28 protein-coding genes are annotated in these 23,505 nt (G+C 62.9%); 12 read left to right on the top strand and 16 right to left on the bottom strand.

Annotation, left to right across the window (positions count from 1 at the left end; translation table 11 throughout):
• Nucleotides 1-93 precede the first annotated feature (93 nt).
• Nucleotides 94-699: a GNAT family N-acetyltransferase gene (locus SE91_RS16680; protein WP_061848345.1), complete on the top strand. Its 606-nt coding sequence runs from the start codon at nt 94-96 to the stop codon at nt 697-699.
• A gap of 62 nt (nt 700-761) precedes the next feature.
• Here the strand turns inward: SE91_RS16680 and SE91_RS16675 are convergent, their stop codons facing one another.
• From SE91_RS16675 to SE91_RS16665, 3 genes are all read right to left on the bottom strand, one after another.
• Nucleotides 762-1,067 carry a hypothetical protein gene (locus SE91_RS16675; protein ID WP_008129897.1) on the bottom strand — a complete coding sequence of 102 codons (306 nt, stop codon included), beginning with the start codon at nt 1,065-1,067 and terminating at the stop codon, nt 762-764.
• 96 nt (nt 1,068-1,163) lie between these two features.
• Complete coding sequence (locus SE91_RS16670; protein WP_061848343.1) at nt 1,164-1,850, bottom strand: DUF2161 domain-containing phosphodiesterase; 687 nt, start codon at nt 1,848-1,850, stop codon at nt 1,164-1,166.
• Between the two features lie 97 nt (nt 1,851-1,947).
• On the bottom strand, nt 1,948-2,628 hold the full coding sequence (locus tag SE91_RS16665) for an SDR family oxidoreductase (RefSeq protein WP_008563330.1): 681 nt from the start codon (nt 2,626-2,628) through the stop codon (nt 1,948-1,950).
• Between the two features lie 118 nt (nt 2,629-2,746).
• On the opposite strand from SE91_RS16665, the gene SE91_RS16660 reads away from it, so the two are divergent.
• Nucleotides 2,747-3,484, top strand: a complete 738-nt coding sequence (locus tag SE91_RS16660; RefSeq protein WP_061848341.1) for an SGNH/GDSL hydrolase family protein — start codon at nt 2,747-2,749, stop codon at nt 3,482-3,484.
• Here the strand turns inward: SE91_RS16660 and SE91_RS16655 are convergent, their stop codons facing one another.
• Nucleotides 3,485-4,228: a tyrosine-protein phosphatase gene (locus SE91_RS16655; protein WP_061848339.1), complete on the bottom strand. Its 744-nt coding sequence runs from the start codon at nt 4,226-4,228 to the stop codon at nt 3,485-3,487. It abuts the gene before it with no gap.
• Nucleotides 4,229-4,310: 82 nt separating this feature from the next.
• Here SE91_RS16655 and SE91_RS16650 point away from each other — a divergent pair, with 82 nt between their 5' ends.
• Complete coding sequence (locus SE91_RS16650) at nt 4,311-4,637, top strand: MliC family protein (protein ID WP_061851159.1); 327 nt, start codon at nt 4,311-4,313, stop codon at nt 4,635-4,637.
• A gap of 110 nt (nt 4,638-4,747) precedes the next feature.
• On the opposite strand, the gene SE91_RS16645 is transcribed toward SE91_RS16650, so the two are convergent.
• A complete protein-coding gene (locus SE91_RS16645) occupies nt 4,748-4,951 on the bottom strand; it encodes a DUF2735 domain-containing protein (protein ID WP_061848337.1) in 204 nt (67 codons plus the stop codon).
• A 539-nt stretch (nt 4,952-5,490) separates the two neighbouring features.
• Here SE91_RS16645 and SE91_RS16640 point away from each other — a divergent pair.
• From SE91_RS16640 to SE91_RS16625, 4 genes are all read left to right on the top strand, one after another.
• The gene (locus SE91_RS16640; RefSeq protein WP_061848335.1) at nt 5,491-6,525 is read left to right on the top strand and encodes a glutamine synthetase beta-grasp domain-containing protein; all 1,035 of its coding nucleotides are present in this window, start codon (nt 5,491-5,493) and stop codon (nt 6,523-6,525) included.
• Between the two features lie 192 nt (nt 6,526-6,717).
• Entirely contained in the window at nt 6,718-7,419 is a 702-nt protein-coding gene (locus SE91_RS16635) for a GrlR family regulatory protein (protein WP_061848333.1), read from the top strand.
• Nucleotides 7,420-7,437: 18 nt separating this feature from the next.
• A complete protein-coding gene (locus SE91_RS16630; RefSeq protein ID WP_061848331.1) occupies nt 7,438-8,121 on the top strand; it encodes a substrate-binding domain-containing protein in 684 nt (227 codons plus the stop codon).
• Between the two features lie 31 nt (nt 8,122-8,152).
• Nucleotides 8,153-8,974 (top strand): tetratricopeptide repeat protein, encoded by an 822-nt coding sequence (locus SE91_RS16625; RefSeq protein WP_061848330.1) that lies wholly within the window; start codon nt 8,153-8,155, stop codon nt 8,972-8,974.
• Nucleotide 8,975: 1 nt separating this feature from the next.
• Here SE91_RS16625 and SE91_RS37680 read toward each other — a convergent pair whose 3' ends face one another.
• A complete protein-coding gene (locus SE91_RS37680; RefSeq protein ID WP_245318469.1) occupies nt 8,976-9,716 on the bottom strand; it encodes a hypothetical protein in 741 nt (246 codons plus the stop codon).
• Between the two features lie 55 nt (nt 9,717-9,771).
• Here SE91_RS37680 and SE91_RS16615 point away from each other — a divergent pair, with 55 nt between their 5' ends.
• Entirely contained in the window at nt 9,772-10,476 is a 705-nt protein-coding gene (locus tag SE91_RS16615) for a hypothetical protein (protein ID WP_008563318.1), read from the top strand.
• 85 nt (nt 10,477-10,561) lie between these two features.
• On the opposite strand, the gene SE91_RS16610 is transcribed toward SE91_RS16615, so the two are convergent.
• From SE91_RS16610 to SE91_RS16585, 4 genes are all read right to left on the bottom strand, one after another.
• Nucleotides 10,562-11,602 (bottom strand): glycosyltransferase family 4 protein, encoded by a 1,041-nt coding sequence (locus SE91_RS16610; RefSeq protein WP_061848329.1) that lies wholly within the window; start codon nt 11,600-11,602, stop codon nt 10,562-10,564.
• Between the two features lie 132 nt (nt 11,603-11,734).
• Nucleotides 11,735-11,944, bottom strand: a complete 210-nt coding sequence (locus SE91_RS16605) for a hypothetical protein (protein WP_008563316.1) — start codon at nt 11,942-11,944, stop codon at nt 11,735-11,737.
• Between the two features lie 201 nt (nt 11,945-12,145).
• Nucleotides 12,146-12,355 carry a hypothetical protein gene (locus SE91_RS16600; RefSeq protein ID WP_008563315.1) on the bottom strand — a complete coding sequence of 70 codons (210 nt, stop codon included), beginning with the start codon at nt 12,353-12,355 and terminating at the stop codon, nt 12,146-12,148.
• 1,245 nt (nt 12,356-13,600) lie between these two features.
• Entirely contained in the window at nt 13,601-13,783 is a 183-nt protein-coding gene (locus tag SE91_RS16585) for a hypothetical protein (RefSeq protein ID WP_008563312.1), read from the bottom strand.
• A 304-nt stretch (nt 13,784-14,087) separates the two neighbouring features.
• Between SE91_RS16585 and SE91_RS16580 the strand changes: the two genes are divergently transcribed.
• Entirely contained in the window at nt 14,088-14,432 is a 345-nt protein-coding gene (locus SE91_RS16580) for a nuclear transport factor 2 family protein (protein WP_061848327.1), read from the top strand.
• Between the two features lie 311 nt (nt 14,433-14,743).
• On the opposite strand, the gene SE91_RS36325 is transcribed toward SE91_RS16580, so the two are convergent.
• The 5 genes from SE91_RS36325 to SE91_RS16560 all read right to left on the bottom strand — a co-directional run bounded on the left by SE91_RS36325 (nt 14,744) and on the right by SE91_RS16560 (nt 19,535).
• Nucleotides 14,744-14,914: a hypothetical protein gene (locus SE91_RS36325; protein WP_156489644.1), complete on the bottom strand. Its 171-nt coding sequence runs from the start codon at nt 14,912-14,914 to the stop codon at nt 14,744-14,746.
• Nucleotides 14,911-16,311, bottom strand: coding sequence for an amidase (locus SE91_RS16575; RefSeq protein ID WP_061848326.1), 1,401 nt, complete (start codon nt 16,309-16,311; stop codon nt 14,911-14,913). Before SE91_RS16575 ends, SE91_RS36325 begins: the two co-directional genes overlap by 4 nt.
• 31 nt (nt 16,312-16,342) lie before the next feature.
• Nucleotides 16,343-17,692: a TRAP transporter large permease gene (locus tag SE91_RS16570; protein WP_008563309.1), complete on the bottom strand. Its 1,350-nt coding sequence runs from the start codon at nt 17,690-17,692 to the stop codon at nt 16,343-16,345.
• Entirely contained in the window at nt 17,689-18,291 is a 603-nt protein-coding gene (locus SE91_RS16565) for a TRAP transporter small permease subunit (protein ID WP_061848325.1), read from the bottom strand. The genes SE91_RS16570 and SE91_RS16565 overlap by 4 nt, the downstream gene beginning before the upstream one ends.
• A gap of 116 nt (nt 18,292-18,407) precedes the next feature.
• Entirely contained in the window at nt 18,408-19,535 is a 1,128-nt protein-coding gene (locus SE91_RS16560; protein ID WP_060735898.1) for a TRAP transporter substrate-binding protein, read from the bottom strand.
• Between the two features lie 350 nt (nt 19,536-19,885).
• Here SE91_RS16560 and SE91_RS16555 point away from each other — a divergent pair, with 350 nt between their 5' ends.
• Together SE91_RS16555 and SE91_RS16550 are read left to right on the top strand one after the other, a co-directional pair.
• Entirely contained in the window at nt 19,886-21,508 is a 1,623-nt protein-coding gene (locus SE91_RS16555) for an ABC-F family ATP-binding cassette domain-containing protein (protein ID WP_061848324.1), read from the top strand.
• 72 nt (nt 21,509-21,580) lie between these two features.
• Nucleotides 21,581-22,456, top strand: a complete 876-nt coding sequence (locus SE91_RS16550; RefSeq protein ID WP_061848323.1) for an MBL fold metallo-hydrolase — start codon at nt 21,581-21,583, stop codon at nt 22,454-22,456.
• Between the two features lie 137 nt (nt 22,457-22,593).
• Here SE91_RS16550 and SE91_RS16545 read toward each other — a convergent pair whose 3' ends face one another.
• Nucleotides 22,594-22,842 (bottom strand): hypothetical protein, encoded by a 249-nt coding sequence (locus SE91_RS16545; protein WP_060735899.1) that lies wholly within the window; start codon nt 22,840-22,842, stop codon nt 22,594-22,596.
• Nucleotides 22,843-23,040: 198 nt separating this feature from the next.
• Between SE91_RS16545 and SE91_RS16540 the strand changes: the two genes are divergently transcribed.
• Complete coding sequence (locus SE91_RS16540; protein ID WP_061848322.1) at nt 23,041-23,505, top strand: cupin domain-containing protein; 465 nt, start codon at nt 23,041-23,043, stop codon at nt 23,503-23,505.

The following is a 23,505-nucleotide window of genomic DNA, read 5'->3' as shown; positions in this document are numbered from 1 at the left end:
AGGTTCCCGTCTTGAAAATGATGGTGCGATGCACAATATTGGGCGCCTAGGGATTCGAACGCCTCCTCGAGGGACACCAAGAGGAGTTTTGACGTGGTACTTGAAGAGACCGTCCGCACCGCCCCCGGCTACGTGCGGACCCTGAGCCAGCAGGAAGAATTGCCGCTTTTGCGCGATCACCTGCTGAGGCTCGATGCCGGCAGCCGGCACGACCGTTTCAACGGTTTTCTCGACGACAGCTTCATCGAGCGTTACGCCGCCCGCTGCGCCGAAGATGGCACCGTGATCGTCGCCTACATCGTCGATGGTGTGGTCCGCGGTGCTGCTGAGCTGCATCCGCCGGAGGACGATTCGCTGCCCGAGGTCGCCTTCAGCGTGGAGGCCTCCGCGCGCCGCCAAGGCGTCGGCACCGTGCTGTTCCGCCGCCTAATCGCGGAGGCGCGCTGGAAGGGCTATAAGCGCCTGCGCATCACCACGGGCGCTGAGAATCACGCTATGCGGGCGCTCGCCAGGAAGTTCGGTGCGCATCTGCAATTCCGCCATGGCGAATCGACCGGCACGATCGATCTCGCCAAGACACCCGAGGCAGAGCTCGCCGACCTCGCGGCCTCGCCGTTCACGGCGGGCCGGGCCTTGCTCAGCCTCAATTCGACCTGCTGGAAGATCATCTCCAGCATGTATGGCAGTCGCGCCGCGTGAATCAAAAAGCGGACCGGCATGGCCGGTCCGCTTTCGTATTCCAGGTAATGATAAGGGACCGCTCAGGTCCCGGTGCGCTTGTCGTTGCCGAAGCGGCGGACGACACGGCGCTCGACCACCACGGAGCGCTGCGCGCCCTGTTCGCCGGCGATCACGCGGGTCGCGGTGATGCGGCTGTTGGTACGCGCCTGCTTCTTCACTTCGGCCTGGACGACATCGAGCGGCATCCCCATCAAGGCGGCGGCGATCTCGGCCTGCTGCTCCTGATCGTCGGTGATGCCGACGGCCGCGAAGATCGCCTCGTCCAGGGTGGGCGGATCGTGGCGCACGCGCCGCGTGCCATATTTGGTATTCCAGTCTGCGTTCATAGACGGCCTCGTTTCGATGCCGGGATACCTAGTGCCGCGAATGGTGCATTGCAATATGAAATCGGTGTGGCATCTCAGCTATGCACCGGTCAAGTGTCACGGCGGTGACGCGACACCTGCACCGGCCTCAACCCGTTGCTGCGGCCAGCGTTTCAAGGCCGCCTGTCCTGCCTCGGTCAGGCCGTAGATTCCCCGTTCGGCCCGCGCGAACCAGCCATACACATTATTAAGCAAGATCTTGCCTGCATCGGGGCAGCGCTCGCGCAGCTCGCTCACGCGCCTCGGGCCGTCGGCGAGTGCCGAGGCACAGGCCAGCGCCTGCTGCCGATAGGCCGTCATGATCGGCGAGCGGGTGCTGCCGCCGAGCACGGGATCGCCCTGACGCCTTTGGTGTTCGGCGACGAGGCGCGAGCGCACCTTCGGCTCGCGGCGGGGCGCCCCCGTCGGCGGTTTCACCAGCACCTCGACCTGGCCGCGATCGGTGACCCCGAGCATGCCGAAGCCGAGGCGGCGGCAGAGATTGCGGTAGCGTGCATCGCTCTCGCGCCCCTTGCCGCGGGCCGACATCTTCGCGGCGATCCAGACCTCGTCGCCGGCCGGCGCGCGGTCAACCGCCTGCAGGATCAGCTCGAGATTGAAGGCGAGCTTGAGCTCGCCGATCACCACGACAGGTGGGTCGCCGGCGCTGAGGCCGACGAGATCGCAGCCGCCGATCTCCCCCTTGACCGTGAAGCCGAGCTCTTCGAGGAAGCGTTTGACGGGCAGGTAAAGCGCGGTTTCCAAGGAAATATCCGGTCGGAGAATCAGTTGGGAGCAGTCTAGAGCCTTCTCGGCTCAGATTGAATCGGAGCCGCCGCGCGGTGCTGCCGGCCCAGCTTATCTACACCCGTCCGCCCACTGGAATCAGCGCGCCGGTGACGCCGCTTGCGGCGTCGCTGGCGAGGAACAGGATGACGTCGGCGAGCTCCTGCGGCGTCACCCATTTGGAGACGTCGGCTTTGGGCATGTCCGCGCGGTTGGCCTTGGTGTCGATGATCGAGGGCAGCACCGCGTTCACGGTCACCTTGCCTTTCCACTCATTGGCGAGTGCCTCGGTGAGGCGATGCACACCTGCCTTCGAGGCTGCATAGGCTCCCATGCCGCTGCCGGCCTGCAGCGCGCCCATGGCGCCGATATTGACGATGCGGCCGGCCTTGGACGCGGCGAGGTGCGGCAGCGCCGCGCGCGAGGTGTTGAGCGCGGTCAGGACGTTCAGCGCATGCATGCGCTGCCACGTCGCGATGTCGCCCTCGCCAACGGTCTCGAAGGCGAAGCCGCCCGCGATGTTGATCAGCGCATCGAGCTTGCCAAAGTGCTTTGCCGCCGCCTCGACCGCGGCCTTCGCCTGCGCCGCGTCGGAGAGGTCGACGCCGCCGATCTCGATGCTGTCAGCGGTTGGGGGAACTTGCGAGGGGACATGATCGATGCCGGCCACGCGCGCGCCGCGTGACTGCGCGGTCTCGGCGACGACCTTGCCAAGCGCGCCGAGCGCACCGGTGACGACAATGACTTTTCCCTGCACGAAACTCTCCGTCGTTTCAGTTCGCGCGGACTATTGCTCCGCTTGAATTGGACTTGCAATGGCGGCGGCTTCAAGGCTGAATGGATGCTACAACCTTGGATGGCGGGAGGGGATTGATATGTCCGAGAGTCTGCCTGCGGTCGACTTCCCCCGAGACATCATCAAACTGCAATACCCACTACGAAATTTCGTCGAAGCGCTGCGCGGGGAAGGTCCGGTTCGTATCGTCGCGATGGGGTCATCTTCGACCGCCGGTCGCGCAGACGTCGTACCCTATCCCTCTCGGTTGGAGATGTATCTGCGGCAGAACTACTCCGACCACCTGCCGAAAGTTCGGATCGACGTTTTGAATAGAGGCAAAGGCGGAGAAGAAGCGCCGAAAGAGCTCAAGCGCTTTGATGCAGACATTTTCAAAGACGAGCCGACCGTGGTGCTTTGGCAGATCGGCACCAACGCCGTCTTTCGCAAGCAGGACTTCGACTTCAATGGGGTCGTCGACAAGATTGCCGAGGGCGTGTGTCTACTCGGCAAGCATCCGATGGACGTCGTGTTGATCGACCCGCAATATGTCACAGCCATGCTTCGCGACGACAAGGCGGAGCTTTCAGAGAAGATGGTTTCGGAGATCCGCAGGATCGCCGCTGATGCGAAGATAAATGTGTTTCAGCGCTGGGCTCTGATGCGACATTGGCACGTGAGCAACGGCGTCTCATTTGAGCAATTGCTCGATCCCACGGATGGCGACAAGCTCCATCAAAGCGACTGGAGCACGCTCCAGATCTCCAAGGCGCTGTGCAATTCGATTGTTGATGCCACTGTAGCGGCGAGCTGGTTACCCGCCGAATGGAAATCCTGATCACGCCTGCAGATAGCGCTCCTTCAGCGCGGTCCGCTCGACCCTGCCGAGCTTGAGGCCGTCACGCAAATAGGTTTCGATATCGCCATAGTCCTGGCCGACGGCTTCGAACGCAGCTGCGAGGTAAGAGGCCTCGACGGCGCCGATGGCATTGCGGACGTCCTCAGGCAGGTCGATGGCCGCCGTGGCATCGCGCTTGTAGTGTTGATTGGTGAGCAGATAGTCCTCGGCAATGACGTCGTCGGGCACGCCGAGCGCATGCAGGATCAGCGCGCTGGCGAACCCGGTGCGGTCCTTGCCTGCCGTACAATGGATCACGAGCGGCGCGTGATCTTCCAGGAGGTGGCCGAACAGGCTGCGAAAGCTGTCCGTGTTGTGGCGAACGTAGTTGCGATAGGATTCGCGCATCAGCTCCAGCGCGACCGGCGCCGTCAGCGTACCCTTCGCGAGCTCGGTGCGTAGCGCGGCGACCACGGTCGGCTCGATCGGCAGCGAGTGAACCGTGATCTCGTTGACGACGCAGATGCCGGCCGCGCGCTCCTCGCGTCCACGAAAGTCGAACGCGCTTCGCACTCCCAGCGCTCGGACGATCTCGATATCGGCTGCGGTGAGCTGGCCGAGGTGGTTGGAGCGGAAGATGTGCCGCCAGCGTGTGGTACGGCCGTCGGCGGTCGGATAGCCGCCGAGATCGCGAAAATTGCTGGCGCCTTGCAGGGCGAGATGACGGGCAGGGGAGTCGGACATGGGAATGAACTTGGGATCGGCTTGGGTTATGGTTCCACTGGATGCGCTGCGGCGTCCTTGAAGTCCATTACAGGGGGTGATCGTGGACCGATACAAGGCCATTGTTTTGGCCGTCACCATGCTGTTGGCCGGAATTTTGGAGACCCGGCCGGCCGATGCACAGACGTTTCAGACCTATCGCTGCGCCGATGGTACGCAGTTCATCGTCGGGTTTTATGACCGCGACAAGCGCGCCTTCCTGCAGATCGACGGCGAGCCGGTCACGCTCGCCAAGCGCCTCGCGGCGTCGGGCGCGCGTTATTCGGGGGCGGGGGTCACACTGAGGATTCCCAAGACCGGCCCCACCACGGTGAAACATCTGAAGCGGCCGGTCACGGCGTGCGCGGTGACCGAAAAGCCCACGATCTAGCCGCGAGGACCGCCGGAATCAAAAAGGGCCGAAACACCGTTGTTTCGACCCTTTTTCGAGCTGCCGCCTGTTTCCTGCGAGGCTCGGCGACATCAAACCGGCCATAGGCATCAGCGATCCCATTTCGGCTTGGCTTCGTCGATGGCTTCCTGGTGATACCAACTTTCGCTGCAGATCGAGACGTTCGCGGGAAGCGAGCCGTGATCAGCAGGAAGACGGGTCTCGCCATAGCGGCGTCCGGCGAGAGCCGCGCGGCCCCCGACGGGGAATTGGTAGATCTTTGCAGATCCGTGACTCAGACCATTGTTCATCATTGCGATTCTCCTTGGTCGAAGCGCCTTGGCCTCCATGGTGCGCCCGACTCGTTCGATTGTGGTTACTGGAATCCCCATATCGGCCGCGCCCCCCGATTTGAAAAGTGCTGAAAAGGAGATCAGTTGCCGCTCAATTTGTAGGCAGCACGCCTGCTGCATCTCCCAAGGCACCGTGTTAGTGACCAACGCATGGGCTATTCCAAAGGTTGCTAGGCAGGGGCCCCTGACTTTGCGAAAATTGCTGGACGTTGATGCGCGTTTCATCGGCAACTTCCCGCACTGCGCCATCTGCTTCAGAATCGAGCGGTTTCCCCGGGATTTTTGCGGTGAAGCTTCACACGAAGGTGCGCGGCTATGACGCACGCCGGTTCAGGCGACACGCCACCAGCGCGGAGCAACCGACCGTGGTGGAAAACCGCCCGCACTGCGGCCTTTTGGCACGACAAATGCTTGTAGAGCGCCGGCCGATGATGGCCGGGTACAAAACGTTCGGGGGCTCCCAAGCCTCCAACCTTTCGCATCATCTACAGAGAGGCTCAATGACCAAGTATAAGCTCGAGTACATCTGGCTCGACGGATATACGCCGACTCCGAATTTGCGCGGCAAAACTCAGATCAAGGAATTCGCGTCGTTCCCGACGCTCGAGCAGCTTCCGCTCTGGGGCTTCGATGGCTCCTCCACCCAGCAGGCCGAAGGTCACAGCTCCGATTGCGTGCTGAAGCCGGTCGCCGTGTTCCCGGACGCCGCGCGCACCAATGGCGTGCTGGTGATGTGCGAAGTCATGATGCCCGATGGCAAGACCCCGCATCCGTCCAACAAGCGCGCCACCATCCTCGACGATTCCGGCGCCTGGTTCGGTTTCGAGCAGGAGTACTTCTTCTACAAGGACGGCCGTCCGCTCGGCTTCCCGACCTCGGGCTATCCGGCTCCGCAAGGTCCGTACTACACCGGCGTCGGCTATTCGAACGTCGGCGACGTCGCCCGCCAGATCGTCGAAGAGCATCTCGACCTCTGCCTCGCGGCCGGCATCAACCATGAAGGCATCAACGCGGAAGTCGCCAAGGGCCAGTGGGAATTCCAGATCTTCGGCAAGGGTTCCAAGACCGCTGCCGACCAGATGTGGATGGCCCGTTACCTGATGCTGCGCCTCACCGAAAAGTACGGCATCGACATCGAGTTCCACTGCAAGCCGCTCGGCGACACCGACTGGAACGGCTCCGGCATGCACGCCAACTTCTCGACCGCCTATATGCGCGAAGTCGGCGGCAAGGAGTATTTCGAGGCGCTGATGGGTGCCTTCGAGAAGAACCTGATGGACCACATCGCCGTCTACGGCCCGGATAACGACAAGCGTCTGACCGGCAAGCACGAGACCGCGCCCTGGAACAAGTTCAGCTACGGCGTTGCCGACCGCGGCGCTTCGATCCGCGTTCCGCACTCCTTCGTCAACAACGGCTACAAGGGCTATCTGGAAGACCGTCGTCCGAACTCGCAAGGCGACCCCTACCAGATCGCTTCGCAGATCTTGAAGACGATCTCGTCCGTGCCGACCGACAAGAAGGCCGCGGCTTAAGATCCTCCCGGCCCGGGCTGGGGGGCTGGCCCGGGTTGTCTCAATCCGCCGGAGCGGCGACGCTCCGGCGGATTTTTGTATTCTGACGACGGCTGCACCTGCGGCCTGTCGGCGGGGCGCGCGAAACTTGTCCATTACCGCCGAATGCGGGATAGACTGCCTTCGGATGCGCGCAGGCCGGGGACACGGCTGGTGATTGAAGGCTTCTACAAGGTGAGATTTCAGCTCGGCGACACTGTCGGCCGGGCCGTGATGCATGCCGGCAACGGCAAGCTGCTCGGCGGCAATTCGGCCTTTGCTCATATCGGCACCTACGAGAAGACCGACAGCGGCGTCGACGTCGTGATCAAGACCGTCCGCCACAACCCCGATCCGAACTACCGCGCCATGGCCGGCACCGACGATGCGACCTTGATCGCGAAGGGCTGGCCCGACGGCGATCTCTATCGCTTCAAAGGTGAGCTCAAGGAGCTGCCCGGGGTGCCGTTTCAATCGCTCATGACTCGGATCACGGAGGATGAAGTGGCGATCGCCGGCGGCGTCGGCGAGGCCGGAATCGTCGACGGTCTCTACTCGATCCATCTGCGTATGCTCGACGGCCTCGACGCCGGGCTCACCGGCGTGATGCTGCTCAATCAAGGCCGCATCCTCGGCGGCGATGCCGCGTTCTATTATCTCGGCAGCTACACCGCCGCGAAGGGACGCTGGAAAGGACAGATCCTCAATCTGGAGCACACGCCGGCCAAGGACGATCCGATCTTCGGCGGCCACGAGGTGGGCATCGGCTTCTCCGGCAGCTATGACAGCGAACAGGCGGTGCTGGAGGCGGCGGCGTTCACCGGCAAGCGCAGCCTGCGCCTGACCGCCGCGCTCAAGCTGATGCACCGCGCCTGATCGCGACAGGAATCGGAAATGGAAAGCGTGCGCATGCTCTCGACGCTCGGCCTGATGGGCGCGATGCGCAGCCTGTCCTTGGCCTTCGAGGCCAGGAGCGGCATCCGTGTCGAGGCCGATTTCGCGCCGACCCTGGCGCTGCTCAAGCGGCTGCGCGACGGTGAGGCCGCCGATCTCGTGATCCTCACGCGCGAGGGGCTCGACGAGATGCTTGGAGAGGGCCGTGTTGTCGCCGACGGTGCGGCTGATCTCGCGCGCTCCTATGTCGGCATCGCCGTGCGGGCGGGGCAGGCGCCCCCTGATATCGCCAGCGAGGCCGCGCTGCGCAAGACGCTGCTCGCGGCGCGGTCGGTCGCCTATTCGCGGCTCGGCGCCAGCGGCGTCTACTTCGCCCAGTTGATCGTGCGGATGGGGATTGCGGCCGAGGTCAATGCCAAGGCCACCATCGTGGAGCAGGGCTTCACGGCGGAGCGGCTCGTGAGCGACGAGGCCGATCTCGCCGTGCAGCAGATCAGCGAGCTGAAGCAGGTCGGCGGCATCGAGGTGGTCGGCCCGATCCCGCACGATCTGCAGACACCGGCCGTGTTCTCCGCTGGCCGCATGGCGAATGCGAAACACCCCGAAGCCGCTGAGCGGCTGCTGCGCTATCTGGCATCGCCTGATGTTGTGCCCGTGCTGCGCCAATCGGGACTCGAGCCTTGAATTTGCGGGGCGGCGACGCAACGTGGCACCCATGTGGACTTATCTCCTCGTCATCGTCTTCGCGCTTGCCGCGCCGCTGGCCGCACGGGCGCAATCGGCCGACCTCGTCCTGTGCGACCGGGTGGCTGCTGATCCCAGCGATCCCGACAAGCCGGCGGACGTGAAGGGCGTGACCGACATCGCTTCCTCCGACGTTGCGACGGCGATCAAGTTCTGCAAGCAGGCCGCAGCATCCTCGCGGCGGGCGATGTTCGCGCTCGGCCGCGCCTATGCGGCCAACCGGCAAACAGGCGAGGCGATGGCGGCCTGGCGCAAGGCGGCCGATAAGGGGTCGAGCGCGGCGATGGTCGAGCTCGGCGTCGCTTATGCCACAGGCGCGGGTGTCGCCAAGGACGACGCGCAGGCGCGAAAGCTGTTCGAGAAGGCGGCGCAGGCCGGCAATCCCCGCGGCGTCAGCAATCTCGCGGCGCTCGGCGGCGCAGGCGGCAGCGCGCCCGCCGATCCCGCGCAGGCACGCGCGCTGCTGGGCAAGGCCGCCGAGACCAATGCGGAGGCGCAGTACCAGCTTGGCCTGATGCTCTCCGAGGGCACGGACGGTACGAAGGACGATGCCGCGGCGCGCGCGCTGTTCGAGAAGGCGGCGGCGCAAAACCATCCCGGAGCGCTGGAGCGGATGGGCGCCTTTGCACAAGAAGGCCGCGGCGGGCCGAAGGACAAGGACGCGGCGAAGGCCTATTACGAGCGCGCCGCGGCGCTCGGCGACGAGGACGCCAAGAAGGCGCTGGAGCGCATTCGCTGTCCATATGCGATCAAGGACAAGCAGGGCAAGCTCGTCACCACGCTGTGCTTTTGATTTACTTCATGTAGTAGGCGAGATCGTTGCGGGCGTCGCGATAGGTGGTCTCGACATAGTGCGGATACTTCCGCGCAGCCTGCGCCACCGCGCGCACCACGCAATCCCAGAAATCGCCGTTCCAGTCGAAGTGCTTGTTGTAGGCGTCTTCGAATTTGACCGCTGTGATGATGGCCTCTCTGATCGCCTGATCGTCGGCGCGGGGATGAGCGCGCTTTAGATAGCCGAACATCGGCCCTTCATGGGCGTGGTCACGTTCGTAGCGATACTGGATGGCGAACTGCTCCGGCGAGAAGGTGCGGTTGACGCGGACCTCTTCGGCGGTGGGGCGGCCCGCGATCGTCTCGAGGCGGTAGCGCTGACGCCACAGCTCGTAGGCGGCATCGAGCAGAGGCTGCTTGGCGGCCTTTGCGATGATCGCGCTGACCTCGTCTTCGGCTGATGGTTGCGGCTTGTCCATGCTGCTTGGTCGCGCCCCCGCGCAGGCGGGTTCGAGCAGGCCGATCGGGGCAGGCCTCTTGTGCGAGCTGGACGCGAAGGTCGAAAACAACCCCATGCACAGTAGCCAAGTGCTTGAAATAGCTAGGGTGCCAAGCGTGAATTCTTGCCGCTCGCAAACCTTCCCAGAAAATGCTGATTTTGCGAAATCGACTTGATCCGTCGGGCAAAACGGGGGTAGAGTGGCATCATTGCGGCAAGCGTCGCGCGAGCCGTCCTGCGCTGAAAAGTCGGTGGTGTCCATGCGGCGGCGATGCTAGGTAGCCCGCGATAGTTTTCGGTTTTGCGGGTTCAAGACGTTGCTGGACGGGCTCTACAAGGTTGAATACGGCGTCAACGATGCGGTCGGCCGCAGCATCATGTGCCTGCATGACGGCAAGATGCTCGGCGGCAATTCGGGTTTTGCCCACCTTGGCACCTATGTCGAACGTGACGGCGAGGTCGTCGCCGAGGTGATCACCGAGCGGCACAACCTCGACCCCAACTACAAGCCGCTGATGGGGGCGGACGTCGCCACGATCGGGGCGCGCGGCCGGCTGGTGGGCAACGAGATACGTCTCCAGGGCGGCGCGAACACGATGCCGGGCGCGCCTTTCTGGGCCAATTTCACGCGGCTCGATGACGGAGCGCTGCCGCCACGCGGCACGATCGGGCAGGGCGGCATCGCCAACGGACTTTACGGAATGGGCCTGCGCGCGCTCGATGGCGTCGATGCCGGCCTCTCCGGCGTCATGCTGCTGATCGATGGCCGCATTCTCGGCGGCGATGCGTTCTTCTATTATCTCGGCTCGTACTCCTCCGCGGACGGCCGCTGGAAGGGTGAGATGCTGAATCAGGAGCACACGCCTGCGAAAGGCGAGAACCCCGTGTTCGGCGGCTTCGAGGTCGGAATCGGCTTCTCCGGGACCTGCACGGCCGATAGCGGCGAGCTCGAAGGCATCGCGCTCGCCGGGAAGCGGAGCTTACGGCTTGCGGCGTCGCTCAAGCTGATGCGACGGGCGTAGCTACTGAAAATTCGAAGTCACTATTCCTTTGAACGCGGACCTCCGATTGCATCTTGGCATTCATAACGGCAATTCATGAAGTCCCTCACGGGCAACGCCCGCCGCGAACGACCAGATCGCGATACTGGCTTTCATACTGCGTTGCCATCCGACTCGCGAGGAAGCGCTCCTCGAAACGGGCGCGCACCTTTCTTCTATCCAGCCGGACCACTTCCTTGACGGCTTCGATCGCCTGCTCCTCGCCATCCACGATGAAGCCCGTGACGTCGTCCTCGATGACTTCCGGCACTGATCCGGAGCGGTAGGCGATCACAGGCGTCCCGCACGCCATCGCCTCGATCATGACGAGACCAAAGGGCTCGGGCCAATCGATCGGAAACAGCAAGGCGGCGGCACCGTCGAGGAAAGGCTGCTTCTGGACCTCGTCTACCTCGCCGACGAGCTGGATCTTGTCGCCGTCGATCTCCGGCTCGAGCTTCTTCTTGAAGTACGCTGTCTCCCCGCGAGGTATCTTGGCCGCGATCCGCAACGGCATCCGGACGGCGCGCGCGATGCGTATCGCAGCTTCCGGCCCTTTCTCAGCGGTGAGCCGGCCGAGGAACGCCAGGTACGAACCGTTTTCGTAAGAGGGGCGAAACAGGTCCCTTGGCAGCCCGTGCGGAATGGTCGCGATCCAGTTCGCATCGGGAAGCGGACGGCGCTGGTTGGCGGAGATGGAGACGAAAGGGGCCTGGGCGAAAGTCCCGATCACGTCGGACAAGCCTTGAAGGTCGAGGCGGCCGTGCATGGTCGTTAGAAACGGCACGCCGGTCCGGCTCAGCACCGGCAGTGGCAACCAGTCGACATGGGAATGAATGACGTCGAAGTCGCGCGCGCGCTGGGCAATGGCCTCGATCATCATTGCGCTGGCGGCGTTCGGATCGACGCCCCTCCGTCCCAGCCGCAGTGCGCGCGGCCACACCGCGTGAAGCTTGGCCCTCGTGCTTGAGTCGCCGCTTGCGAACAGGGTAACGTCGTGTCCGAGGTCGACCAGCTCGTCCACCAGCCAGGCAATCACCCGTTCCGTTCCGCCGTAGAGCTTTGGGGGAACGCATTCGGCCAACGGAGCAAGCTGGGCAATCCGCATCGAACTAGGCCCCGAATGCGATGCGCAAGCTGATCACGATGACCGCGGAGATGAGAAAAGAAATCGCGAGCAGCGTCCAACTCGGCCTTGTGCTTTGGCTGGCTACGCGTGCGACGAGCGATTTCATGCTCGTCAGCATTCGTCGCGGGGAAGCCGCTTCAAGTAAGCAATCCCGAAGCTGGCGAGCTCTTCGGTATCGCTCTCGCGCTCTTCGCATCTCCTCTGCAGATGCCACTCCAGCAGGCCGCGCCGGCTGTCATGAGCATCGACATCGGGGTGCCATGCCCGATACACCGTCCACGCGGTCTCCGTGGCGTTCTTCAAGACGGCTTCATCGACCATGCTCACTCTCCGGGGACGAACTCAGTTGCTGGCAACTCATGGCACTCCCGAAAGTTTCCGGTTTTTCCCGATCTTAGACGAAGAGAGGAGATCTGCTCGCAACGTTCGCAGGGCCGCGTGACGCGAGCGGTTGTGAAATCTCTAGAGGTAACGGTGGGGCTGAAATGATGACGTCGTCAAATTGACCTCTGCTCATTCCATTCAGGTCTGTGCGTTCGTGTGTTGCCGGCTCCGAGCCCGCTCCCAATCGCTGAAGTCGTAGTCGCCAATCCAACGCAGCACGATGTCGTCGCACAGGCTGCAACGAAATGATTTTGCCTGTTTGACGAAAGCTCGAGATTGAAGGGCTACGTAGGCCTCACCGCACTTCGCGCAGGCGTAAATGACCTTTTTCGCAATCGTCTCTGTCATGGCTGATCTCAAAGCAAGTCAGCGGTTGCAGCAAAAAGGCCCCAGCTTCACGTGGCGGCGAAGCTGGGGCCCGTTCAAGCTGCCTTTGGGGGGAAGGCAACTATTGGCCCAGGAGACAGGGCAACAGAGAAACTTGGAGATCCGGTAAGCGTTCCACGCTTTTCGCGCTACAGCGCTCAGCGGCCTATATCTGTCTTCCAATTAGGGGTGCCGTCGCCGCCGCCATTGCCCTTGCCATTGTTGCCGGCTCGTCCGCCGCCCGACTTCGCAATCGCATCTGACGTGAGGGACGTCGATAGCAGGAGCGTCATGGCTGGAGGCGTCACAGCGGCGAACCGTCCGCAAGTCTTCAAGAACTCGCGACGATCATCATCCGTCGATCTCTGCATCGCATCTACTCCCGGTTTTGAGGTATTTAACTGCTGGCCCTGGGCATTTAACTCCGCGATCGGAATCAAATCAATTAATATTATTTGGTTCCATTGTCGCCAATTGTCATCAATTAGTGCGGCGCAACGTGCTGAATGTAAGTGCGTACTCCTGCCGGATTTGCCAAAATATCCCGGTAGTCTAGAGCCGGGCCATCTTCAAAAATAAAAACGGGGCCGATGATGTATGCCTTCCGCTGCGCACATGACGTTGCACTCCTCCATGAACGATTCGAAGTGCTCACCTCTCAACTCGCTGAGCTGGAAGAATTGAGGATGCGAGTGCGTATAGCTGAGCAATTCATGAAGAGCACCAGAGCAGACGGTATGGCGAAGCGGCTAAGGACCGCTGACCGCGAGTGGCACGGGGCGGCCACCGGCGCTATCCTACGCTACAATTGAGCGGCCTTGGTCGCTCTCGACTTTGACTCGCGAGATGGCGCTTTTCCACATGCTGGAGAGGATTTTGCAGGGAGCCACGATCCTCCGGTCGGCGGGCGATCTGTTTCGTTTTCGTCGTTGGCCACAGCGTGATGCCATGTTGCCGAGCGCGGACACGGACGGCTGCTTCGCTACGTCTGAGCGCCGTAGCGATCTCTTCGGGGCGGCTGCCGGCCTCGGCCGTCGCCTTGCGTGCGCCCTGGGAGCGTGGCAAAGCTACGTGCTGCTGGAGGCAGGCCTCGGCGCAGTCCGACACGGGGTGGCGGCCACTTACGATTGAGGCGTCTGCGTGCGGCGCTTCGCCGCCTTGAGCTCAAAGAGAAAAATCACTGCTCCGATTATCGCGCAACCAATGACTGCGATCAACAAGATCATCTCAAGCACGCGTTTCGGTTCCATTCGCAATCGCCTTCTCAACTTCCCCGGCGAGAGTATTGAGATGTTCGGCCAATCGGTTGAATAGCTCGCGCTTGTGAGGTGCGGTAGCGAGATCCCGAATGAGCGCGCACTCGGCGGCCTCCGTCCTCAGCTTTTCCGCCTGCGCTTGCATGTCCTTCATGACGTTTCCCGGTTTAGCGTCAGCGAGGTCTAAAATTTTGCATGTTTTTCCCTGCCGCGCTACGGCGTCGAGATTGGCTCATGCGCGAAGAGCAGAACAGCCGAGCCTGTCCGGGACAAATTAAACCACCATGCTGGTTCCGGGGTAGGGCAACGTCACAGACCCGCCGGCAAGCATCCGCCCTATGACTTTCGACATATGGCCGTAGCCGAGCGAGAACATCAAAATTCAAGGATCGGTTGGCGAAGAGACTTAGCTGGTACCCCGGCCAAATCTCGGTTTCTTGGCGCATGGAGGTGCTTGTATGTCCTTTGATCCGATGGCCGTTGCCGTCGACTGGCTCGACGCCTACCGTGCCTGCGATATCGAAGCGATACTCGCAATGTACGCCGAAGATGCAGTGGTTCACTGCGGTTGTGACGATCTGACGATCACCGGCAGGGAAGGCCTCCGAGCCTATTGGGCTGATCGTCTGCTAAAAAAGCCCGCAACCGAGCTGGATGATCTGCAGCCTTCGCAAGGCGGGACAATGATCTCGTACATCACCGGGAACAATGTCGTGAACGCGGTCTTGGCGTTCGACTCTGCCGGAAAAATCAAGTCCCTGAGCTGCGGTCCGCTGCAGCGGGTCTCGTCCAGCTCCTGCTAACTCAATTGGACTCTGCCATCTGACTCCAGAACCCTGTAGCGCGCAGCGAGCAGTGTCGGTGCGTCTTCCGAATATCTCGAGAATGTTTGGAACGTTCGCGCGATTGCCACGTTGTCCCGGTACCCTTCCCCAAAGGGTACCCCAAGTGAGGCCCCAGCTCACCGCCCCCCTGAGAGCTGGGGCCATTTTTGACGCAGGAAGACCTCAGCTCGTTCCCATTGCCCCGAGAGCTGAGGTCTTTTCGTTTGCTCCAGCAGAAGAGACACCGGCGCTGAGGCATCGCCGATATTAAGAAGGCCGGCGCCCGGTAGTCAGCGGAGCCCGCCGTTCGTCCGCAGCGATCGCACGAAATCGATCACGGCCAGCATCATGACACTCACAACAATGATGATGAGCGGGATGGCCTTGATCCAAACCACCAGGATTCCAAGAAATGTCAGCACGAGCGCGAGGCCGATGAGTCCGGTGATCACATTGGTCATCGCAGGTTCCTTTCCTCCGCACCGGGAGCCGATTTCGGCCCGGCACTCGGGACTTTGCGCCGGGTGCCACGACCGGTGCGGCCGATCGTCCTGACAAGCCAGTGCGCCGTGCGCAACAGGCGGGCATCGTTGCCGCGGCGACCGACAAGCTGAACGCCCAGCGGAAGGCCCGTTTCGGAGCTCATCAAGGGCAGGCTGATGGCGGGTACGCCGAGATAGGTCCAAAGCGTGCAGAAAACCGGGTTGCCGGTTGTCTCGATTCCGGGCGCCTCGCCCGGCGCTGCGGGCGTCAGGATGGCGTCGTATTCGTCGAAGATATGGTCCAGCGCCTGGTTGAGCGGCTCGATCCCGGACAGTGCGCTGCGATAATCCAGGGCGAGATGCGTTCGGCCGCGCTCGATCGCCTGCCGCAGCGGTGTGCTCAGTCTGTCGCCGCCTCGTTCGTAGTCGCGGCGCAGATTGTGCGCCATATCAACTTCCATGATGATGCGGTGCATATCGACGGCTTTGTCGAACCGGGCCCCGAGTTCGACTTCGCTCGGCGCGTCACGCAGAACATCGACGAGCTCGGCAAAGGCATCACGCGTCATCGGCTCGGCCTGATCCCAGACAGGAGAGCGCACGAAGGCAAATCGCGGTGGCAACGGCGGGTCGCTCGCCGCTACGGCGGTGAAGGGCGGACACGCAACTGGCCTTGTGTCCGGATCCTCGTCGTCGAAGCCGACCAGGACGTCGGCGAGCAGGGCCACGTCCTCGACGCTGCGCCCGAACATGCCGACATGATCGAGCGTGCGGGACAATTCGAGCGCCCCGCTGCGCGGAATGAGGCCATGCGTGGGCTTGAAGCCGACCACGCCGCAGAAGGCGGCGGGACGGATCACCGAGCCGTTGGTCTGCGAGCCGATGGCACCCGGCACCATCAGCCCCGCAACCGCCGCAGCGGAGCCCGAGGACGATCCGCCGGGCGTGCGAGCCGTGTCGTGCGGATTTCGGGTCTTCCCGGGATTGTAGTACGCGTACTCGGTGGTCACCGTCTTGCCGAGGATCACGGCGCCTGCCGCCCGCAGACGCGCCACGGCCGCCGCATCGCGCCGCGGCGTGCGTCCGGCCCACAGATCTGATCCGAATTCCGTCGGCATGTCGCCGGTGTCGAAGATATCCTTGATGCCCACGGGCACGCCATGCAGCGGGCCCACAGCCTTGCCATGCTTGCGATGATCGTCGGCGGCCTCGGCCTGCCGCATCGCGTGGTCGCGGTCGAGGAACGCCCACGCCTGGATATCGGGATCGACCTCGTCGATGCGCCTGAGGCAGTCGGCGACAAGTTCGGTCGAACTGAGGCGGCCGTCGCGGATGCTGGTCGCGGCTTCCGTGAGGCCGAGCGCGTTGAGACTCATTCGCCGACTTTCTGCGGTTTGCCGGGTTCGCTCATCGCGATCCATAGAGATAGGTGGGCAGCCACAATGCGATCTCCGGGAAGATGTAGACCAGCCCCATGGTGAGGAAGACCAGGCCGACAAAGGGAAGCGCGCCTGAGAAGATGTCGGTCAGCTTCACCTGAGGCGGCGCCACGCCCTTCAGATAGAAGGCCGCCATCGCGACCGGCGGCGTATTGAAAGCCGTCTGCGTGTTCAGCGCCACCAGGATGCCGAAGAAGATCGGATCGATGCCGTACTGGGGAAGCAGCGGCAGGAAGATCGGCACGAAGATGATGATGATCTCGGTCCATTCCAGCGGCCAGCCGAGCAGGAAGATGATCACCTGCGTCAGCAGCAGGAATTGGATCGGCGAAAGGTCCATCGAGGTGAAGAACTGCTCCACCACCGACTGTCCGCCAAGCACTGCAAACACCGCTGAAAACGTCCACGACCCGATGAACAGGTAGCAAACCATCGCGGTCGCGCGCACGGTCAGATAGACCGATTCGCGCAGCATCTCGTAGTTGAGCGAGCGATAGGCGGCGGCCAGAACCATGCTCATGAGGGCACCCACCGCGGCCGCCTCGGATGGCGTTGCCAGACCAAACAGGATCGCGCCGAGCACCGAAACGATAAGCAGCGCAAGTGGCAGGAATGACGTGGCAACCGCCCAGACGACCGTGGAGATCGGCACGTCGGTCTGCTCGCGCGGCAGCTTCGGCGCCAGCGCGGGATTGATGATCGCGCGTGTCATTGCATAGAGGACGTAGAGGCCAGCCAGCATGAATCCCGGGAAGAATGCGGCCGCATAAAGCTTGACCGCCGAAACGCCGGCGGTCGCCGCATAGACGATCAGGAGAATGCTCGGCGGAATCAGAATGCCGAGGCAGCCACCGGCACAGACAACGCCCGCCGACAGCTTGGTGTCGTAGCCGGCTCGCAGCATCGCCGGCAATGCCAACAGCCCCATCAGCGTGACAACGGCGCCGACGATGCCGGTGGCGGTCGCGAACATCGCGCAGGTGATCAGCGTGGCCACCGCGAGCGCGCCCGGCACGTTTTTCATCGACAATTGCAGCGAGTAGAACAGTCGGTCGAGAATGTTCGCGCGCTCGACCAAATAGCCCATGAACAGGAAGAGCGGGACCGCGACCAGCACGTCACTGGATGTGACCTCGAACGTCTTCTGCACCAGCAGCGTGAAGATGCGGTTCTGGAAGAAGTCCTGACCGGGGGTGTAGTAGGCGTAGTAGCCGAACGAGACGCCCATCGCCATCAGCGTGAAGGCGATCGGGAAGCCGAGCATGATGATGAAGATGAAGAGGCCCAGCATCAGCATGCCGATTTGAGGATCGGTCATGCGCCTGGTCCTTTCTCGTTCTGCAGCTCAGCCGCGTGTTGCTGATGTTCGCGGATGACGACGCTCTCGGTCTCCTCCACGTCGTGGGGGCGCTGCGGCCATCGGCCGGTGCGGATGCACAGCACACAGCGAATGATTTCCGCGATCCCTTGCAGAAACAGAAGGAAGCCGGTGAGCGGGATCAGCGCCTTCAGCGGAAACACCGGCACGCCGGCCGGACTGAAGATGCTGACTTCGCGGAATCGAATCGACATCTGTGCGTAGTTCCAGCCCGAATACATCAGCGCCGCGATCGCCGGCAGGAAGAACAGGATGTACAGGACGAGGTCCATCGTCGCCTGGGTGCGCGGCGACCAGAGGCGGTAAACCACGTCAGCGCGCACATGGCCATTGCGCGAGAGCGTATAAGCGCCGGCCATCAGGAACATCGCACCATAGGTGATGTAGCTGATGTCGAAAGCCCAGGTGGTCGGCGCTCGCAGCACGTAGCGCACGAATACCTCGTAGCTGACACCCAGTGTGAGGACGAGAATCAACCAGGCGAACGCCTTGCCGACCCACGTGCTGAGCTCATCGATGAAGAACAGGAATTTCGTCATGCGAGCTGAGCCCGCTGCGAGCAGCACATGTGGATGTCCCCTCTTAATTCGTGGACGGCGCCTTCAATTGCGCCGCCCTTCCCGACGTCGTCTTCCGCGGTCCGCGGCGATGGCCGTCACACCTTGAGCACGCCCGGAAAGTGATGCTCGAAGGCGCCGCGGTAGTCCGTCGCGTTGTTCATGTTGTAGTAAACCACGCGGCGCACCCATTCCTTCTGGGAGTCCATGACCTTCTTCATGAACGGATCCGAGCCGAGCTGGGCGATCAGGCCGTCCCAGGCCTTGATCTGCGCGTCGAACACCGATTTCGGCGTCCGCACGACGTTGACCTTGTTCTTTTCGATCAGCTCCTGCAGATCCTTCGAATAATAATCCATCGCTTTCCATTCGTTGGCGGAGGACACGGCTTCGGCGGCGTATTGCAGGATCGCCTGCTGTTCCTTCGGCAGTGCGTTGAATTTGGTCCGGTTGAACATGATCTCGAAATATTCCGTCGCCTGATGATGGCTGCCCATCATGTAGTTCTTGGCGACATCCTGCGCGCCGAAGCGCCGGTCCGAGGTCGGATTGTTGAACTCGAACCCATCGATCACGCCGCGCTCCATCGCGGGCACGATCTCGCCGCCGGGCAGCTGTGCGACGGATGCGCCCATCGCCTGGAAGAGATCGGCGGCCAGACCCACCGTGCGATACTTCAGGCCCTTGAGATCGGCGTCACTGGTGATCGGCTTCTTGAACCAGCCGAGCGGCTGGGTCGGCATCGGCATGGCGAAGAAGCTCTTGATGTTGACGTTCATGATCTTGGTCTGGAGCTCCTCGAACAGCTCCTTGCCGCCGCCGTTGTGAATCCAGCCGAGGCCTTCGTTGGCGTTGAAGCCGAACACCGGGCCCGTACCGAACAGCGAGGCGGCCTTGTGCTTGCCGTACCAGTAGACCGTGACCGTGTGTGCTGCGTCGAGCTGGCCGCCATGAACGCCATCGAACACCTGGAAGGGATGCACGACCGAGCCGCCGACGAGATAGTCGATGCGCAACCGGCCTCCGGCCATATCGTTGACGCGCTTCACATAATCTTCGGCCATCTCGTTGAAGACATCGGCCTTGCCCCATGAGCCCTGCATCCTCAGGGCTACCGTTTGCGCCCGGCTGACTTGCGGCATGGCGATGGTGGCAGCGCCGGCCGCGCCGGCGGTCAGCAAGAATTTGCGACGCGTGGTTCTGGTCTTTTCAGACTTCGCAGTCATGGACGTCCTCCTGGCGGCTTTGTTGTTCGAACGCGTTTCGCTGCGTTTTTCGTTGATAACCGCTGGAGGTAGGCCGCATTCCAGCGACTTTGATCGCAGTTTGGACACATTGCCGCCAACCGGCAAGCGGGCCCGGTGTCGCATTGTTGGTCTTCGGCGATCCCGTTCGGGCTCTGCGCAGCCGGATATCCATGCGCTGTCGCGGCGCAGCAAAGATGCGGGCATCTGTCTGAACGGCTGTGCCGTGATCGTCGCGCGATGACGATCCGGAATCCGTGTCCCGCCGGGCTTCCCCTGACGGCCGGCATGGCCTATGACGCTGCAACGCAAAAATCCCCCAAAATGACCCAATGATCCGCCTCGACAACGTCAGCAAGCAAGCCGGCCACCAGATCCTGTTCATCGAAGCCTCCGCGGCCCTCAACAAGGGCGAGAAGATCGGCCTCGTCGGCCCGAACGGCGCCGGCAAGACCACTCTGTTCCGGATGATCGCCGGCGAGGAGCTGCCCGACGAGGGGCAGGTCTCGACCGATCGCGGCATCACCATCGGCTATTTCAACCAGGACGTCGGCGAGATGTCCGGCCACAGCGCCGTGGCCGAAGTGATGAACGGCGCGGGGCCCGTCAGCGAGGTCGCCGCCGAGCTGCGCGAGCTCGAGGCCGCCATGGCGGACCCTGACAAGGCCGACGAGATGGACGAGATCATCGCCCGTTACGGCGAGGTGCAGCACCGCTTCGAGGAGCTTGACGGCTACGCGCTCGACGGCCGGGCGCGCGAGGCACTGTCCGGCCTCGGCTTCAGCCAGGAGATGATGGACGGCGATGTCGGCAAACTCTCCGGCGGCTGGAAGATGCGCGTGGCGCTGGCGCGCATTCTCCTGATGCGTCCCGACGTGATGCTGCTCGACGAGCCGAGCAACCATCTCGATCTCGAAAGCCTGATCTGGCTGGAAAAGTTCCTGCACGATTACGAAGGCACGCTGCTGATGACCTCGCACGACCGCGAGTTCATCAACCGCGTGATCTCCAAGGTGATCGAGATCGATTCAGGCTCGCTCACCACCTACACGGGCGATTACGAGTTCTACGAGCAGCAGCGGGCGCAGAATGAGAAGCAGCAGCAGGCGCAGTTCGAGCGGCAGCAAGCCATGCTGGCCAAGGAGATCAAGTTCATCGAGCGCTTCAAGGCGCGCGCCTCGCACGCGGCGCAGGTGCAGAGCCGGGTCAAGAAGCTCGACAAGATCGAGCGGGTCGAGCCGCCGCGCCGGCGCCAGAGCGTCGCGTTCGACTTTCCGCCGGCGCCGCGCTCGGGCGAGGATGTCGTGGCGCTGAAGAACGTGCACAAGGGGTATGGTTCAAAGCGCATCTATGACGGGCTCGATTTCATGATCCGCCGGAGGGAGCGCTGGTGCGTGATGGGCGTCAACGGCGCCGGCAAATCGACGCTGCTCAAGCTCGTCGCCGGTGCGAGCGAGCCCGACGAGGGCACGGTGGCGGTCGGAGGCAGCGTCAAGATGGGCTATTTCGCCCAGCACGCGATGGACCTGCTCGAGGGCGAGCGCACCGTGTTCCAGTCGCTGGAGGACGCGTTTCCGACCGCGGGGCAGGGCTCTTTGCGCGCGCTCGCCGGCTGCTTCGGCTTCTCCGGCGACGATGTCGAGAAGCGCTGCCGCGTGCTCTCGGGCGGCGAGAAGGCGCGGCTCGTGATGGCCAAGATGCTGTTCGATCCGCCGAACTTCCTGGTGCTGGACGAGCCGACCAACCATCTCGATCTCGCCACCAAGGAGATGCTGATCACCGCGCTGTCGGATTTCGAGGGCACCATGCTGTTCGTCTCGCACGACCGGCATTTCCTCAGCGTCCTGTCGAACCGCGTGCTGGAGCTGACGCCGGACGGCATTCATCAATATGGCGGCGGCTACACGGAATATGTGGCGCGGACCGGGCAGGAGGCGCCGGGGCTGCGGAGCTAGCGTTCCAGTCTCTCTGCCTTGACGCGTTGATGCCTCGCGCTACGCTCCCTCCAAAAACGGGAGTGAACAGCCATGAAGCAACTGCGGATCGGCGACATCACCATCGATGCGGTGATCGAGCGGGAGGGGCCGTGGCGGCGGCCGCAGGACTTTTTCCCAACCTATGATGAGGGGATATTCAAGCGCCATCTGCCGACAATGGAGCCGGAGGTGTTCGACGCCGCGCGCGGCATGATGGTGATCACCTACCAGACCTTCGTGGTGCGGACGCCGCGCTACACCATCCTGGTCGACACCTGCACCGGCGAGGACAAGGGCCATCCACCGCCGTTCGATTTCCCTGGCAAGGCGCGCTGGCGCAACGAATTGTTCGCGCTCGGCATCGGATTCGAGCAGATCGATTACGTGTTCTGCACGCACCTGCACATCGATCATACCGGCTGGAACACGACCTTGCGCGACGGGCGCTGGGTGCCGACATTCCCGAACGCGAAGTATGTTTTTCACAAAGGCGAGTATGCGGCCTGGGAGGCCGAGCATGCCAAGGGCAACAATCCGCCGGGGACCGTGTTTCGCGACAATTGCCTGCCGATCGTCGAAGCGGGTCAGGCGCTATTGGTGGATGACAACTATGCGCTCGACGATACCGTGACGCTGACGCCCACGCCGGGGCATTCGCCCTGCCATTGCTGCGTGAATATTGTCTCCAAAGGCCAGCGCGCGGTGGTGGCCGGCGATCTCATGCATCACCAGATCCAGTGCCGCGAGCCGGACTGGTCGGCGAAGCCGGATTGGGATCCGCAGCAGTCGGCGGTATCGCGACGAAAATTCTTCGCGTCAGTTGCGGATACGGACACGCTGATCCTGCCGGTGCATTTCCCGGCGCTCACGGTGGGGCTGATCAAGCCGTTGGGCGAAGCGTTCGATTACAGATTCAAACGGGAGTAAGGGGCGCCTCATCGTCATGCCCGGGCTTGTCCCGGGCATCCACGCTCTTGCTTCTGAGTGCGCAGAACGTAGAAGGCCGGGACAAGCCCGGCCATGACGGAGTTCGTTCGGCAATCGGCCGCCAAATACGCGGCGCCTTACGCGCCGGTCTCGCACTTCTTCATGAAGCTGTTCTTGGCGGCGCCGGCGAGCGGCTTGCCGTCGGCGCTGACGGCCTTGGGTGTGCAGGCATCCGCCTTGCACTTCTTCAGGAACGAGGTCTTGGCGGCGCCGGCCAGCGGCTTGCCGTCCTTGCCGACGGCCTTGCTCTCGCAGGTCTCTTGCGCGAAGGCCGAGCCCGCCGCGAAGGTGGCAACGATCGCAGCGAGGAAAATCCGCTTCATCATGGGTGTCTCCCTAAACCAGAAATGGCTCGGTGGATTGGAACCGGGAATCATGGCGCAATCAAGCAGGATCGAGGTCGTGCCCTCCGGTTGCCGGCCGATTTTTCGCGCGCGATCGGCAATCCCCTCTGTTGCACCGCTCGCTGACCCGGCTGCGCGATCCTGCTAGCGTCATGCCATCGACATGGAGGGAGTATCGTGATGGACGCCGCGACCCCGAAGACCGAGGAAGTCACTGACCGGCATTCTCACCTGGTTCAGCCGCAAAGCATGGAATGGCAGAAGACGCGCTTTCCCGGCTGCGAAGCCAAGACGTTGCTGTTCGATCGCCGCACGGGCCTGATGACCGCCTTGATGCGCTTTGCGCCGGGATCCGTGCTGCCCGATCACGAGCATGTCGGCATCGAGCAGAGCTACGTCATCGAAGGCGCGCTCGTCGACAAGGAGGGGCCGGCCAAGGGGATCGCCTGCAAGGCCGGCGAATTCATCTGGCGCGAGGCCGGCAGCCGGCATGCCGCCTGGTGCCCGGAGGGCGCCTTGATCCTGGCGATCTTCCAGGTGCCGAACAAGTTCTTTGAGGCCGACGGCCGCGTGGTCGATGCCGCCGGCCAGGACTGGGATGAGACCTGGGGGCACACGGATGCCCAGCGGGCGCGGAGCGTTTGA

The sequence above is a fragment of the Bradyrhizobium sp. DOA1 genome (genome assembly GCF_001593325.1).
Lineage (GTDB): Bacteria > Pseudomonadota > Alphaproteobacteria > Rhizobiales > Xanthobacteraceae > Bradyrhizobium.
This window is presented reverse-complemented; position numbering and strand designations above follow the sequence as displayed.